The sequence below is a fragment of the Domibacillus indicus genome (genome assembly GCF_000970685.1).
Taxonomy (GTDB): domain Bacteria; phylum Bacillota; class Bacilli; order Bacillales; family Domibacillaceae; genus Domibacillus; species Domibacillus indicus.
In genome coordinates this window covers 289,962-303,858 of record NZ_LAJB01000003.1, presented here as the reverse complement: position 1 = coordinate 303,858, position 13,897 = coordinate 289,962, and the positions used below count along the sequence as shown (strand labels likewise).

Annotated in this window: 14 protein-coding genes; 11 read left to right on the top strand and 3 right to left on the bottom strand. The window is 46.0% G+C overall.

The features are described 5' to 3' along the window. Positions 1–3 precede the first annotated feature (3 nt). Entirely contained in the window at positions 4–1,545 is a 1,542-nt protein-coding gene (gene pruA / locus VP98_RS05860) for an L-glutamate gamma-semialdehyde dehydrogenase (RefSeq protein WP_046174411.1), read from the bottom strand. 20 nt (positions 1,546–1,565) lie between these two features. Next, complete coding sequence (locus tag VP98_RS05855) at positions 1,566–2,483, bottom strand: proline dehydrogenase family protein (RefSeq protein ID WP_046174410.1); 918 nt, start codon at positions 2,481–2,483, stop codon at positions 1,566–1,568. Positions 2,484–2,670: 187 nt separating this feature from the next. Here VP98_RS05855 and recQ point away from each other — a divergent pair, with 187 nt between their 5' ends. The 8 genes from recQ to VP98_RS05815 all read left to right on the top strand — a co-directional run bounded on the left by recQ (position 2,671) and on the right by VP98_RS05815 (position 10,789). Further along, the gene (gene recQ, locus VP98_RS05850) at positions 2,671–4,797 is read left to right on the top strand and encodes a DNA helicase RecQ (protein WP_046174409.1); all 2,127 of its coding nucleotides are present in this window, start codon (positions 2,671–2,673) and stop codon (positions 4,795–4,797) included. Continuing rightward, a complete protein-coding gene (locus tag VP98_RS05845; protein ID WP_052712147.1) occupies positions 4,790–5,725 on the top strand; it encodes a RecB family exonuclease in 936 nt (311 codons plus the stop codon). The genes recQ and VP98_RS05845 overlap by 8 nt, the downstream gene beginning before the upstream one ends. Positions 5,726–5,797: 72 nt before the next feature. Then, complete coding sequence (locus tag VP98_RS05840) at positions 5,798–6,268, top strand: TspO/MBR family protein (RefSeq protein WP_046174408.1); 471 nt, start codon at positions 5,798–5,800, stop codon at positions 6,266–6,268. Positions 6,269–6,644: 376 nt separating this feature from the next. Continuing rightward, positions 6,645–7,616 (top strand): ring-cleaving dioxygenase, encoded by a 972-nt coding sequence (locus VP98_RS05835; protein WP_046174407.1) that lies wholly within the window; start codon positions 6,645–6,647, stop codon positions 7,614–7,616. Positions 7,617–7,810: 194 nt separating this feature from the next. Beyond that, on the top strand, positions 7,811–8,161 hold the full coding sequence (flaG, locus tag VP98_RS05830; protein WP_046174406.1) for a flagellar protein FlaG: 351 nt from the start codon (positions 7,811–7,813) through the stop codon (positions 8,159–8,161). A 14-nt stretch (positions 8,162–8,175) separates the two neighbouring features. After that, a complete protein-coding gene (gene fliD, locus VP98_RS05825) occupies positions 8,176–10,011 on the top strand; it encodes a flagellar filament capping protein FliD (RefSeq protein WP_052712146.1) in 1,836 nt (611 codons plus the stop codon). A 29-nt stretch (positions 10,012–10,040) separates the two neighbouring features. Further along, positions 10,041–10,445, top strand: a complete 405-nt coding sequence (gene fliS, locus VP98_RS05820; protein WP_046174405.1) for a flagellar export chaperone FliS — start codon at positions 10,041–10,043, stop codon at positions 10,443–10,445. Next, complete coding sequence (locus VP98_RS05815) at positions 10,445–10,789, top strand: flagellar protein FliT (RefSeq protein ID WP_046174404.1); 345 nt, start codon at positions 10,445–10,447, stop codon at positions 10,787–10,789. Before fliS ends, VP98_RS05815 begins: the two co-directional genes overlap by 1 nt. 30 nt (positions 10,790–10,819) lie before the next feature. Here VP98_RS05815 and VP98_RS05810 read toward each other — a convergent pair whose 3' ends face one another. Further along, on the bottom strand, positions 10,820–11,617 hold the full coding sequence (locus VP98_RS05810) for a flagellin (protein WP_156151323.1): 798 nt from the start codon (positions 11,615–11,617) through the stop codon (positions 10,820–10,822). A gap of 97 nt (positions 11,618–11,714) precedes the next feature. Here VP98_RS05810 and VP98_RS05805 point away from each other — a divergent pair, with 97 nt between their 5' ends. The 3 genes from VP98_RS05805 to VP98_RS05795 all read left to right on the top strand — a co-directional run bounded on the left by VP98_RS05805 (position 11,715) and on the right by VP98_RS05795 (position 13,877). Then, on the top strand, positions 11,715–12,071 hold the full coding sequence (locus VP98_RS05805) for a flagellar protein FliS (protein ID WP_046174402.1): 357 nt from the start codon (positions 11,715–11,717) through the stop codon (positions 12,069–12,071). 103 nt (positions 12,072–12,174) lie between these two features. Beyond that, positions 12,175–12,726 carry a ribosome hibernation-promoting factor, HPF/YfiA family gene (gene hpf, locus VP98_RS05800; protein WP_046174401.1) on the top strand — a complete coding sequence of 184 codons (552 nt, stop codon included), beginning with the start codon at positions 12,175–12,177 and terminating at the stop codon, positions 12,724–12,726. Between the two features lie 101 nt (positions 12,727–12,827). Continuing rightward, positions 12,828–13,877, top strand: coding sequence for an SEC-C metal-binding domain-containing protein (locus VP98_RS05795; RefSeq protein ID WP_046174400.1), 1,050 nt, complete (start codon positions 12,828–12,830; stop codon positions 13,875–13,877). The last annotated feature ends 20 nt before the right edge of the window (positions 13,878–13,897 follow it).

Genomic DNA, 13,897 nt, shown 5'->3' with positions numbered 1-13,897 from the left:
CTTTTAAAGCATTTCTGATGTTGTTTTTGCCTGCATGTGAAGCTGAAGGTAATCGGGACCGCCGGCTTTTGAATCGGTACCGGACATATTAAAGCCGCCAAATGGCTGGTAGCCGACAATGGCGCCGGTGCAGCCGCGGTTAAAGTACAGGTTGCCGACATGGAAATCCTCACGCGCTTTTTCCATGTTAAACCGGTTCGTTGTAATGACAGCGCCGGTTAAGCCGTAATCGGTGTTGTTGGCAATCTCAATCGCTTCCTCGAAATCCTTCGCTTTTGAAAAGGCAACAACCGGACCGAAAATTTCTTCCTGCATCAAACGGGCATCCGGCGCAACATCAGCAACGATGGTCGGCTGAATAAAATAGCCGGTTGTGCTGTCGCCCGTTCCTCCAGTCACAATGCGTCCTTCTTCCTCTCCGATTTTAACATAATTCATGATTTTTTGATACGCTGCTTCATCAATAACGGGGCCGACGAAGTGGTTGTCAGCCGGGTTGCCCACCGTTACATTCTTCGTTAAAGCAATGGCTTTTTCAAGTACCCGGTCATACACATCTTCCACAATGACCGCACGTGAGCAGGCCGAGCATTTTTGGCCGGCAAAACCAAAGGCGGACTGAACGATCGACTCGGCAGCGAGATCCAAATCCGCTTCTTTATCCACAACAATCGTATCCTTGCCGCCCATTTCTGCGATCAGCCGCTTCATCCATTTCTGGCCAACGTGAACTTTTGATGCCCGTTCAAAAATACGCAGGCCGACATCGCGCGAGCCGGTAAAGGTGATAAAGCGTGTTTGCGGATGGTCCACCAGGTAGTCGCCGACTTCCGCGCCGCTGCCCGGAATAAAATTCACAACCCCTGGCGGAAGGCCCGCTTCTTCCAGTACCCCGACAAAGCGTGCCGCGACAACCGGCGTTGTAGAAGCCGGCTTCAATAAAACGGTATTGCCGGTCACAATGGAAGCTACTGTTGTGCCGGCCATAATCGCAAACGGGAAGTTCCATGGTGAAATCACGATGCCGACACCGAGCGGAATGTAGCTGTACCGGTTAAATTCGCCCGGGCGGCTCAGTAACGGTGCGCCTTTTTTTAATTCGAGCATTTGCCGTGCGTAATACTCCATAAAGTCAATCGCTTCTGCTGTATCAATATCCGCTTCCCGCCACGGCTTGCCGGCTTCCTTTGTCAGCAGGGCGGAAAATTCATGGCGGCGCCTGCGGACAATGGCAGCTGCTTTAAACAGCACATCGGCGCGAATGTCCGGCGATACTTTTTTCCATGTTTGAAAGGCTTCGAGTGCAGCCTGCATCGCTTTTTCGGCCAGCACCCGGTCCGCTTTTGAAACAGAGCCGATCACCTGCTGCTTATCCGCCGGGTTATAAGAAATGATTTTTTCTTCCGTTGAAATGCGTTCACCGCCAATAACAAGCGGATAATGCCCGCCAAGCCCGCTTTCCACTTTTTTTAGGGCTTTTTGATAAGCGGCCTGATTGGCTTCTTTCGAAAAGTCAGTAAAAGGTTCATGCTTGTATGGGATCATGAAAAACACTCCTCGTTTTGTTATTTTTGGGTGAAGCCTTTGAACGCAAAGGAAATATTCGCCGGCCGTTCTGCGAGCCGCCTCATAAAGTAACCGTACCAGTCCCGGCCGTAAGGAACATATACACGGACCCGGTAGCCCTGCTTGACGAGTTCCTGCTGCAAATTGGTGCGCATTCCGTAGAGCATTTGAAATTCAAATTGGTTCATGGAAATAAGATGCTTTCGCTGGACCGCTTTGGCAAATTCAATAATATTTTCATCATGGGTGGCAATGCCGGTATAATTGCCGGCCAGCAGGCTTTGTTCAATCAGCTTCATGTAATTGGTATCCACGTCTGCTTTATTGTGGAATGCATGCCTGGCGCTTTCCTTGTAAGCCCCTTTAACAAGCCGGAGAAACGGCTTCATTTTGCTCAGCCGGGCGAGATCCTGCTCTGTCCGGTATAAATAAGCCTGAAGCACGGTACTGACATGTTCGAATTGTTCCTTAAACTGCTTGAACAGCTCAAGTGTTGCCTGGCAACGGGTGAAGTCTTCCATATCAATCGTAACCATAATGCCGTACTGGTCGGCTTTCTCGAGAATCCGCGTCATGTTTTCAACGACGAGCTCCCGGTCAATATCAAGTCCGAGTGACGTCAGCTTTAGTGAAACATGTGAATCGAGCCCTTCATCGTGAATTGTTTTAATTGTTTCGATGCATTCCTCGGTCCGTTCGGCTGCGATCGCGGGAGAGTCAACAAATTCACCGAGGTGGTCGACCGTAACAGACAGGCCCTGCGCATTTAATGCTTTGATACAGGCAATCGAACTGCGGAAATCCATACCGCCAATAATTTTGCCGGCCGCAAAGCCGCTGCCCCTGGTTCTGGCCAGCTGGTTCAATCGCCTGCTGTTAGAAAGAAACAAAAAGAAACCTTTTGTAATCGCTTCCATAAACTGTCCCTCCCAATGCAATGATTATCTTATTCATAGTGTATGCCGGCCGCCTTTTATTCACAATGTCTCCAAAAACCGAAAATGTAAGCGTTTTATTTATGGTGAGCAACAATACCTTGGATTGGCTTCTTCGTTTTTCGATCATATGTGCTACAATGAAAGAAAAAAACAGAGAGGTGTTTGCATGCTGGATCAGGCACGCGGCTTTTTGCAGTCGCATTTCGGCTATGATTCATTCCGGACGGGCCAGGAGCAGGCAATTTCGCAGGTACTCAGCGGCGAAAACACGATTTGTGTCATGCCGACAGGCGGCGGAAAGTCGATTTGTTATCAAATTCCGGCGCTTGTTTTAGAAGGAACAACGATCGTGGTTTCACCGCTTATTTCTTTGATGAAAGACCAGGTTGATACATTGCTTGAAGCGGGAATTCCAGCGGCCTACATTAACAGCTCACTGAGCGGAGCAGAAATGTATGAAACGATGAGATCAGCGCGGAATGGCGAGTTTAAGCTGCTGTATATTGCGCCGGAGCGACTTGAATCGTATTCATTTGTCGAGCAGCTGAAGCAGCTGTCCGTGCCGCTTATTGCTGTTGATGAGGCTCACTGCATTTCCCAGTGGGGACATGATTTCCGGCCGAGCTACCGCCATATTCAGCGCATGACGGAGCTGTTTCCGGGAAGCCCGGCCATACTGGCTTTAACCGCAACCGCTACCCCGCACGTACGCGAAGACATTTGCCGCCTTCTTTCCATTGATGAAAAAAATACGATTATTACCGGATTTGAACGGAAAAATTTATCTTTCTCTGTTATTCAGGGTCAGGACCGCCAGAGCTTTTTAAAGGAATACTTGAAGAAAAATCAAAAAGAATCCGGCATTATTTATGCCGCCACCCGCAAAACGGTCGATCAGTTATATGAACGTCTGCAAAAAGCCGGCATTTCTGCAGCACGCTATCACGGAGGCATGGGGGATGCTGACCGGGTTCGTGAGCAGGACCGGTTTTTAACCGATGAAGCGACGGTAATGGTGGCGACGAATGCCTTTGGAATGGGGATTGATAAGTCCAATATCCGTTATGTGATTCACTATCAGCTGCCGAAAAACATGGAAAGCTATTACCAGGAGGCCGGCCGTGCGGGGCGGGATGGGCTTGACAGTGAATGTATTGTTTTGTATTCCTCGCAGGATGTGCAGACGCAGCGCTTTTTAATTGACCAGTCACTGGAGCGTGACCGCATTCCGCAGGAGCTTGAGAAGCTGCAGGGGATGGTGGATTACTGCCATACGGAAAGGTGCCTGCAGCAGTTTATCGTTTCGTACTTTGGCGAAAAGAATTCAAAGCCGTGCGGGCGCTGCGGCAACTGCACCGATTCACGCGACAGCGTTGATGTCACAAAAGAAGCACAGATGGTTCTTTCCTGTGTGATCCGGATGGGCCAGCGGTTTGGCAAAGCCATGACAGCGCAGGTACTGACGGGATCGCGCAATAAAAAGCTGATGGAATTCGGCTTTCATGAATTGTCCACCTATGGCATTTTAAAAAAACAAAGCGTCAAAGAGGTAACAAACTTTATTGAATTTTTAATTTCACAGGAGCTGCTCGGAGTGGAGCAAAAACAGTACCCGACGATTTTTGTGACGGAACAGGGGCGGGACGTGTTGCTTGGCAGCCATACGGTTATGCGCAAGGAAGCGGTCCGGACGAAAAGCATTGCTGCAGATGATCCATTATTTGATATTCTGCGGGCGCTGCGAAAAGAAATTGCTGAAGAAGCGGGTGTGCCGCCGTTTGTTATTTTTTCTGATACGACACTTCATGATATGTGTGCGAAGCTCCCGGAGGATGAAGAGGATTTCTTGGCAGTGAGCGGCGTAGGCCAGAGCAAACTGAAAAAATATGGAGATGCCTTTTTAAAGGAAATTCAAGCTTATAGAGAAGCAAACCCGGACCGGCAAAAGAATCTGGCGGCTGAACCGGCCGCAGCTGCCCCGAAGAAAAAGTCGGTGAATTCGTATTTGGATACCCTGGAGCTGCATCAAAAAGGCCTGAGTATAGACGCTATCGCGGCTGAGCGGGAGCTGACAGCCAGCACCGTCGAAAACCATCTGACTCAGTGCATGGAAGAGGGGCTGGAAGTGAATCTTGAGCGGCTTGTGCCGGAGCAGTACAGAGAAGTACTGGAACAGGCAGTAGAAGCAGCGGGAGCAGACCGGCTGAAGCCGATCAAGGAACGGGTGCCGGAAGAAGTCACCTACGGGATGATTAAAGTATTTTTAGAGATGCGGAGACGGAATCATGTTTGAGGCAAAACAATTTCCCGAGTTTTCCTGGTCGTTCTCGCGCCACAAAACCTTAATGACGTGTGCGCGAAAATATGGATATGATTATTATGCCGGACATAACGGCTGGCTGTATGATGCCGATGAATCGGTGAAGCATGTGTACCGTCTGAAAAAGCTGTCTAACCTGCCGGTTGCCTTCGGGAAAATTGTGCACGAGCTGGCCGAAAAAGCGGTCCGGCTTTTTCTCGGCCACGGTTATGTGATGAGCGAAACGGAATTAATCGGGCAGGCACGGGAAATGCTGAACCGGGCGTATACCGATTCGCGTGACCGCAAGCCGCAGTGGATGCAGAAGCCGGCCCGTTTTAAAATGCTTTATGATATGTATTATGAAGGCGAGCTTAATCGGATGGAGGCGGAAGAATACAAACGGCGCCTGCAAATCGTTTTTAAGAATCTGCTGAAGAGCGGGTCTTTTCGTGATATTACTGAGCGCCCGCAGACAATGCAGTTCCAGCAGGCCGAGGAATTCCGGTTTATGGCTGTGGACGGCGTGAAAATTTTTGTGGTGATGGATTTGCTGTACCGCGATTTAAAAGCGGACAAGTGGATCATTGTCGACTGGAAAACAGGGAAAGAAGCAGAGGATGACCGGAGTCAGCTGGCATTGTACGCCTACTACCTTATGCAAAAATACGGAGCGCGCGTCGAAGAAATTGAGATTCGCAACGAATACGTTTTAACAGGCGTGCAAAAATCTTATCAGCTCGAAGAAGCAGACATTCAGTTGATGCTTCAAAAAATGAAGCAAAGCATTCACATCATGCGCCGCTACCAGCTTGATATCATTTCGAATGAGCCGGTTGAGCTGGAGGACTTTCCAAAAACGGAACACGAACGCCGCTGTGAGGCATGTAATTATAAAGAGATTTGCCGGGTATCGTCTTAGGGCGGTGCCCTTTTTGTTTTAAAAGGAAGAAGGGTGGAAAAATAACAAATAAATGAAGAAAGGAGTTTTTCGATGAACGTCTTAAACAGAAAAAAGCTGGCAACAAGCCTTCTTGTGCCGGTCGTTGGCGGCTCGGTTATCGGAGCGATTGCCAATAAAGGCTCGCGTGAAGAATACAGGGGGCTGAAAAAGCCGTTCTTTTCCCCGCCGGGCTGGGTATTTCCAGTGGTATGGACGAGTCTTTACACCGCAATGGGCGCGGCCAAATACCGGGCTTCGATAAAAAAGCCCGAAACCGCCGTTCCTTACAATATTCAGCTTGGTCTGAACTTTCTGTGGTCTTTTTTGTTTTTCAAATGGAACCTTCGCGGCACCGCTTTTGTCGAGATCGCCGTGCTGCTCGGCATGATTACATGGACGACATATGAATTTTACCAGGCCGATGCAGCAGCCGGTACCTTAATGCTGCCTTACGCCGCCTGGGTCGCTTTTGCGCTTGGCTTGAACTATTCCATTTGGTCATTGAACAAAGCCCGTTCTTGAAAAGCAAGCGATCAAGAGAGCAGGTTAAATGATCTTTTTTAGCAGCCGGAAATGTGCTGTTTTCTTTCAAAGACAGGGTCAGGTGCTGCGGTCGGCCGGTTCCGCTTTCCTATGGGGCGAACGGTGAACCAGCCATCGCTTCGCGCTGTCTGTTTCACCTGTCCGCTCGTCCCATGGGAGTCTCCACCGGCCGCCCTCCGCCTGTTATGTTTCTAAAAAAGCAAGCATGAAAACATATTTGTCTTTTTTTATTTCCATTAATAAACAGAATGAAAGCCTGCTCTTGAAAAACAGCAGGCTTTTTCTTTGCCTTCTTATTCATTTGCTATTACACTCACAGCATTATCATACCTGCAGGAAGAAGGAGGAAACGGAAATGGACTTCAAAGGGATACACCACGTATCGGCTATTACGGCCAATGCAGCTGAAAATGTGAAATTTTATACGGAAATAATGGGTATGCGGCTGATCAAAAAAACGGTCAATCAGGATGAAACATCCATGTACCACCTGTTTTACGGCGATGAAAAAGGCAATCCAGGCACGGAATTGACGTTTTTTGAAATTCAGAGGGCTGCCCGCAACCGCCCAGGAAACAATTCAATCTCAGGTCTTTCACTCCGCGTGCCGAACGATGCGGCGCTTGATTATTGGAAAAATCGTTTTCAAGAATTCGGTGTATCATGTCAAGATATGATCAACCAGGGCGGACGAAAAGTGCTGCCGTTTCAGGATTTTGAAGGGCAGCGCTTTTTCCTTGTTTCTGATGAAAAAGATACTGGTGTAAAAGGCGGCACGCCGTGGTCAAAAAGCCCGGTTCCCGCTGAAGCAGGCATTATTGGACTTGGACCCGTTCATTTAACAGTGCCGGATGCCGGTCTGACCGCCGCTGTTTTAACAGAAGTAATGGGCTTCCGCGAAGCAAACCGCTATCCGTCGCCGACAGCAGGGCAGCCGGATGTGATTGTGTTTGAAACGGGTGAGGGAGGCACGGGAGCGGAAGTGCATGTAGAAGAACGAAGTGATCTTCCGCCGGAGCGGCCGGGACGCGGCAGTGTCCATCACGTCGCCTTCCGTGTGGAAAATGAGAAGGAACTGCACAAATGGATTGCCCGTCTTCAGGAAAAGAGAATCGCAAGTTCCGGCTTCGTTGATCGGTTTTATTTCAAATCGTTATATTTCCGCGAAGCAAACCGCATCCTGTTTGAAGTGGCAACAGACGGCCCGGGCTTTGATACCGATGAAGAGCTGGAGCACCTTGGCGAATCACTCGCCCTGCCGCCTTTTTTGGAGCCGCAGCGAGCGGAGATTGAAGCCCGCTTAAAACCGCTGCCGACAAGATTTTAACTAAATACTTTAAGCAGATACCAAAACCGCTCTCTTCTTTTTCAAAAGCTGGAGAGCGGTTTTTTCGTATAATACTAGTTCCACTCGAACTTATAATTTTTTGTAAAATCATGCGAATTGCCCAAATTTTGCTTAACAAACAAAAGAACGGACCGATATAAATGAAGAAAAAAGTGTGCGAAGGGGGCAAAACGATGATTGATCGTATAGGAGAAAGTGCAGTGCCAGCAATCACCAAACCGCTTGAAGCAACAGAAGCAAAAACAATGGAAGCAGAACAAAAGCCAGCCGTAGAAACGGCCGAGCAGGGTATTCCACTACAAGAAGAGGAGCTGCAGAAATTCACCGACCAGGTCAACACGTTTTTGCAGCCGACCCAGACACACATTCAATTTGAATACCATGAAGATTTGCAGGAATATTATGCAGTCATCGTAGACAATAACTCGGAAGAAATTATTAAAGAAATCCCATCAAAAAAAATCCTCGATATGTATGCGGCAATGACCGAATTTATCGGGTTCTTTTTTGATAAAAAGGCGTAGGGAGGACAAAGACTATGGTGCTTCGCGTAGGCGGAATGGCAAGTGGAATGGACACCGAGTCCATTATTAAAGATTTAATGAAAGCGGAACGGATGCCGCTTGATAAATTAAAACAAAAGAAACAAACATTAGAATGGCAGCGGGACCAGTACCGGGAAATGAATATCCTGTTGCAGGATTTCAGAAGTTTAGTGTCATCAACGGGAATGAAACGAACACAAAATTATCGGGCGAGTGCGGCAGCTTCTTCAAATGAGGGGCTTGTTACAGCAACTGCATCTACAGCGGCTACGCCAGGTTCATATAACATCTCTAATGTAACATTAGCAAAAGCTGAGACGTGGGTAACTGCTTCTTTAAAAGCTGGTGGAGGCCTCGATGCTTCAAAGTCCTTTACAGATTCAAGCAATGCATTTGATGGGGCTTTTTGGGATACCGTTGATAATGTAAATGTAAAAAACGGGAAGGTTGGCAGTGTAACCTTAAAAGGTAACGGCAGTACCACTGGATTAAATGTTGGAGCAACCGATATTAAAATAGATGCAGCAGCAGACATGTCTGTAAAGGTAAATGGCGTAACGTATAAGGTAGTGAGCGAAGCACCGGCTGAAGATGATCAAGTTCAAATTACTAGCACGGGAGATTTAATTTTCAAAACTCCTGTAGCGGCAGATGCTTCTATTAAAGTCGATTACATTACTAACTCCTCAACAGAAAAGTACACTAATTTTTCTATTAATACCTTTTCTTCAACAGGGGAAAATATTGAAAACTTTTTAGTAAGTTCAACAGATAGCTTAAATAGTGTTATTAGCAAAGTTAATGTCTCTAAAGCAGGCGTAACTTTGTTTTATGATTCCGTAACTGGAAAAATGTCTATGACGCAAAAAGAGACGGGGAGTCATAATCCATCAGGCGGGGGAAACATTTCAGTTACCGGGCTTTTTGCTACTAGTGTCTTAAAGCTTGATGTGACAAATGCAGATCCTGCAGATCCTGATAAACCAAAACTTATTCAAGGAACAGATGCTTCCGTTACAATAAATGGATTAACTACAACCCGTAAATCTAATACATTTGAGATGAACGGTGTAACCTTCACGTTGAAAAAGGAAAGTACTACGGAAACAGCATCCTTAAACGTTACAAAAGACACCGACCAAGTGTATAACAATATTAAAGACTTCGTTGAGAAATACAATACGTTAATTGCGGCAATCAGTAAAAAAACGTCCGAAGAGCGTTACCGTTCATATACACCGTTAACGGATGATCAGCGTGAACAATTGTCCGATAAGCAGCAGGAACAGTGGGAAGAAAAAGCGAAAAGCGGCTTACTGCGTCGGGATACAGTACTATCCGGTGTACTTACTTCAATGAGAAGCAACTTTTCTCAGGCAGTTATAAACAGCAGTACCAACGCCGCTTATAACCAGCTGGCGGAAATCGGAATTACCACCTCAAAGAACTATCTTGAAGGCGGTAAGCTTGAAATTGATGAAACGAAGCTGAAAAAAGCCCTGGCTGAAAATCCAGAAGCAGTTGAAGCCCTGTTCATTGGCGGCGGTGATTCAACATCTGTTAGTGAACAGGGAATTATTCACCGGTTATATGACACTGTTGGCAAAACAATGGATCAGTTAAAAGAGCGTGCTGGAAGTGCCGGATATACGAATCAAAAATTTGCGATCGGCCGTCAGCTTACAGATATCGACAGCAGTATCAGCCGTTTTGAAGACCGGTTGCTTCAAGTAGAAGACCGCTACTGGAAGCAGTTTACCGCGATGGAAAAAGCAATGCAGCAGGCCAACTCACAGTCTGCTTATTTGATGCAGCAATTCAGCATGTAATTATATATTTAAAAAGGAGTGTTCTTTTAGTGGCAATTAATAATCCACAGCAGGCATATGCAAACAACTCTGTCACAACAGCGTCTCCAGGAGAATTAACCTTAATGCTTTATAACGGATGCATTAAATTCATCCGTCTGGCTGAACGGGCGATGGCAGATAATAATATTGAGCAGAAAAACATCAATGTCCAAAAAGCACAGGCGATTATTCGCGAGCTGAGCATTACGTTAAAAACTGATACAGATCTGGCGAAGAACATGCTGGCTCTTTATGAATTTCTTCATGAGCGGCTCGTTGAGGCAAATATTAAAAATGACCCCGCTATTTTAAAAGAAGTAGAGGGATTTGTCACAGAGTTCCGGGATACATGGAAACAGGTTATTCAGGAAAACCGCCGCATTCAGCAAGTCGGTGCCGGCGGCCGGGTATAATGGCGCCGGTTTATGACTGTCACAGGATGACAAAAAGGCTGCTGGATTTGCTTGAAGCAGCCAATCAGGATCGTGACAGTCAAATTGAGCAGGCAGAGAAGCTGCTGGATGAGCGCGGGGAAATTCTGCCGCGTATCCAGCCTCCTTTTACAGAAGAAGAGCAGCAGCTTGGCCGTGAAATCAACTTAATGAACCAGGAAATTGAAACCCGTCTTCAGAAGCTGAGCCAGTCGGTTAAGGAAGATTTACGTGAAATCAATGTAAAGAAGCAGTCAATGGACAAATATTCGAATCCATATGAATCGCTTCAAACCGATGGCGTATTTTATGATAAACGAAATTAAAAAAATCCGGTTTTCAAACCGGATTTTTGCTTATTTAAAAATCGCTAAAACACCTTTAGCCAATTCATTTGTATCATGAATGAAAAGATGGTCTGCCTGCTGGCGGATACCGGCAATGGCCAATTCAATGACTTCTCTGCCGACTTGTGTATCTTCAATCTTTGAAAGACCTTTGGTCAGGTTTTCTCCTAGAACAGAATTTCTTTCCATTTCATGCTCAATCGTCTCATAATATGAACCTATTTTTGTGAGCTGATGAGTTGTTTGCAAGACGGCATCCTGGATCTTTGGAAAAAGAGCACGCGCATCATCAGATGTCTCAATACTTGCGCCTGTTAAACCAAGTGCATCAACATTCAGCTTTTCAAGATCAATGGAAAGTGATTTTCCAGAAGCACTTCCCGCCAGATGAAGCACTTTGTCATTACCAAATAGATTGATCGTGTTAAACTCCAAATATTCAGCCGTGTCGTTAATGGAGTCCATTATTTCATCTAATTCTTTTTGAGCGCTTTTCCGGTCTCCATCTGTCAGCGTGTCATTTGCACTCATAACAGCTAATTCGTATCCGCGGTGAAGCTGTTTGGTTACATGATTTAATCCTTCATCTGCGGCACTCAAAAGAGACAGGCCATCCTGTAAATTGCGCTGTCCGCGTTCCAGTCCCCTGACCTGTGCACGAATTGTTTCTGAAATAGCAACATTTGCCGGATTTTGGCTTGCTCTGCTGATCTGGGAGCCTGTTGAAATTTTTTCCATTGATTTTTTTGCTTTTAGATTGTTTTGATCATACCGTGCCATTGAATAACTAAAGCTTTGTAATCTCACTCTTATTCACCCTCTATCGTTATGTATAGTCTATTGTTATATCGGTTTCATTTGCTTAATGTTAATATATGGACGGTATAAAAAGGAAGTGGAGTATATGAATGTAAATGAAGCGAAGCGAGAATACAGAAAGCAGTTCATTTCAACTGCCTCTCCTGCTGAGATTGAAATTATGCTGCTTCAGGAGAGTATTCTTTCCCTGAAAAAAGCAAAGGCAGCCAGAGGCCATTTTGAAAGAAATGACTTCTTTCAAAAAGCGCAGCAATATTTGCTGGAAATCATTCCTTTTATTAATCAAGAAATAAAAGAAGGGGAGGCAGCCGTGCATGCTTATTTGCATGTAAACAACCTCTTGATTGAAGCAAACATTGAAAAAAATGAACAAAGTTGTGAAGAGGCGTTATTGCTTTTACACGAATTGTTATATGCATGGAAAGAAAGCATATTAAAATAATTTTTTTGAAAATTCGACAAATTTTTTTCGAGATTAAGAAGGATTATGAAGGGTATGTAAAGAATATTAAGATTATAGCAATTAGTTGAAGGAGGAGTTCCGCATGATGAATTATAACATTCGTGGTGAAAACATTGAAGTTACTCCAGCAATCCGTGAGCACGTTGAAAAGAAGATTAGCAAGCTGGAGCGTTATTTCACCGAAACTCCTAATGCGAATGTGCATGTTAATTTAAAAACGTACAATAACACAAATGCAAAAGTGGAAGTAACGATTCCAATGAAAAATCTCGTGCTCCGCGCTGAGGAACGCAATCCAGACTTATACGCAGCTGTCGACTTGATTACAGATAAATTGGAGCGCCAGATCCGCAAGCATAAAACAAAAGTAAACCGCAAATTCCGTGAAAAAGGCGAGCCGCAGGATTATTTTGCGGTGCAGGCTGACAACGGGGCAGCGGATGATGAAAACGAAGAGCTGCAAGTGGTGCGTACCAAGCAGTTCGATTTAAAACCAATGGATTCCGAGGAAGCAATTCTTCAAATGAATCTGCTGGGCCACGATTTCTTTATTTACACAGATGCCGAAACAGACGGAACAAATATTGTGTATAAACGAAGCGATGGAAAATACGGCTTAATTGAAACAACATAAATAAATGCACTGGAAGCCTGCAGAAAACGCAGGCTTCTTTTTTGTGTCCGCGTTTCATGATATGATAGAGAGCGTGATTTTGCACGAGGAGGAAATAATACATGTCAATTGGACGAAATGATCCGTGCCTATGCGGCAGCGGAAAAAAATATAAAAAATGCTGCGGAAAAAGAGAAGGAGCCGCGATTACAGCGGTGCTCGTTGAAGAATCCAGTACGATTCAGCGGGAATTGATTGATTATGCGATGGAACGCCACTCGGCTATGCTGAAAAAAGAATTCCAGCCGCTTTTAAAATCGAACGAAACGTTGCGCCAGAATGAGCAGGTATTCTTAGTAACCTTTGAAATTTGGGCGATTTTAACCCGTACGATTAAAGAAAATGAAACAATCTTAACAGAGTTTGTGAAAAAGCGTGTGCCTTCTATTTCACGCCAGCGCACGGCAGAAATTGTGGCGTCCTGGGTTGATTATCATTTTATGGCGGGCGTGATTGAATCCTGCGACGGACCGGTTTATGAGGTGCGCGACATTTTAACAAATGAAATGTACTCTGTCCGCGCTTTACGAAGCGTTGATCTTGTTGGAGCGTTTGTGATCGGTGCTCTTTTGCCGCATGAATCCGACTATACCTTCTTTATGACGGATTTCCATTTTGAAGCAGAGCATGCACAGGCGATGGCCAGGGCGGTTCAGGAGATGTTTGGCGATTCACCGTTCGAGGATCCGCAGGCCTTCTTTACGCATGATTTTGCGGCGGTGATGGATACGCTGTTTGCCGTTTATGAAAAAGGGCATGCAGCGGTTGATTTAACGTCATTAGTCTGGACAAAAGACGCACACCGGGAAACAGCGGAGCATATTGAGGCTTCTTTTGAACAGGAGCAGCTTGGGCAGCCCATTACACAAATGGCTGTACTGCTCTGGAATTATTACTGTACAAAAGAAGATCCGGCAGTCCGGAAGCCGGAAGTGTTTACCGCTTCTTTAATCGGGCTTTTGCAGGCGCACGGCTTGATCGAAAGAAAAGAATCAAAAGCGGCGATTGCCGGACGGTATGCGATTTCGGCTGCAACGCTGTCCAAGCGCCAGAAAGAAATGGAAGCGGTGCTTGAGGAAAAGCTGCAGGCGGCTGACGGCGCTCAAAAATAAACCGTATGAGTATACGCGCT

Excerpts from the sequence above, each read along its gene's own strand:
- pruA (WP_046174411.1), bottom strand. The coding sequence starts at position 1,545 with ATGATCCCATACAAGCATGAACCTTTTACTGACTTTTCGAAAGAAGCC.
- VP98_RS05855 (WP_046174410.1), bottom strand. The coding sequence starts at position 2,483 with ATGGAAGCGATTACAAAAGGTTTCTTTTTGTTTCTTTCTAACAGCAGG.
- recQ (WP_046174409.1), top strand. The coding sequence starts at position 2,671 with ATGCTGGATCAGGCACGCGGCTTTTTGCAGTCGCATTTCGGCTATGAT.
- VP98_RS05845 (WP_052712147.1), top strand. The coding sequence starts at position 4,790 with ATGTTTGAGGCAAAACAATTTCCCGAGTTTTCCTGGTCGTTCTCGCGC.
- VP98_RS05840 (WP_046174408.1), top strand. The coding sequence starts at position 5,798 with ATGAACGTCTTAAACAGAAAAAAGCTGGCAACAAGCCTTCTTGTGCCG.
- VP98_RS05835 (WP_046174407.1), top strand. The coding sequence starts at position 6,645 with ATGGACTTCAAAGGGATACACCACGTATCGGCTATTACGGCCAATGCA.
- flaG (WP_046174406.1), top strand. The coding sequence starts at position 7,811 with ATGATTGATCGTATAGGAGAAAGTGCAGTGCCAGCAATCACCAAACCG.
- fliD (WP_052712146.1), top strand. The coding sequence starts at position 8,176 with ATGGTGCTTCGCGTAGGCGGAATGGCAAGTGGAATGGACACCGAGTCC.
- VP98_RS05815 (WP_046174404.1), top strand. The coding sequence starts at position 10,445 with ATGGCGCCGGTTTATGACTGTCACAGGATGACAAAAAGGCTGCTGGAT.
- VP98_RS05805 (WP_046174402.1), top strand. The coding sequence starts at position 11,715 with ATGAATGTAAATGAAGCGAAGCGAGAATACAGAAAGCAGTTCATTTCA.
- hpf (WP_046174401.1), top strand. The coding sequence starts at position 12,175 with ATGATGAATTATAACATTCGTGGTGAAAACATTGAAGTTACTCCAGCA.
- VP98_RS05795 (WP_046174400.1), top strand. The coding sequence starts at position 12,828 with ATGTCAATTGGACGAAATGATCCGTGCCTATGCGGCAGCGGAAAAAAA.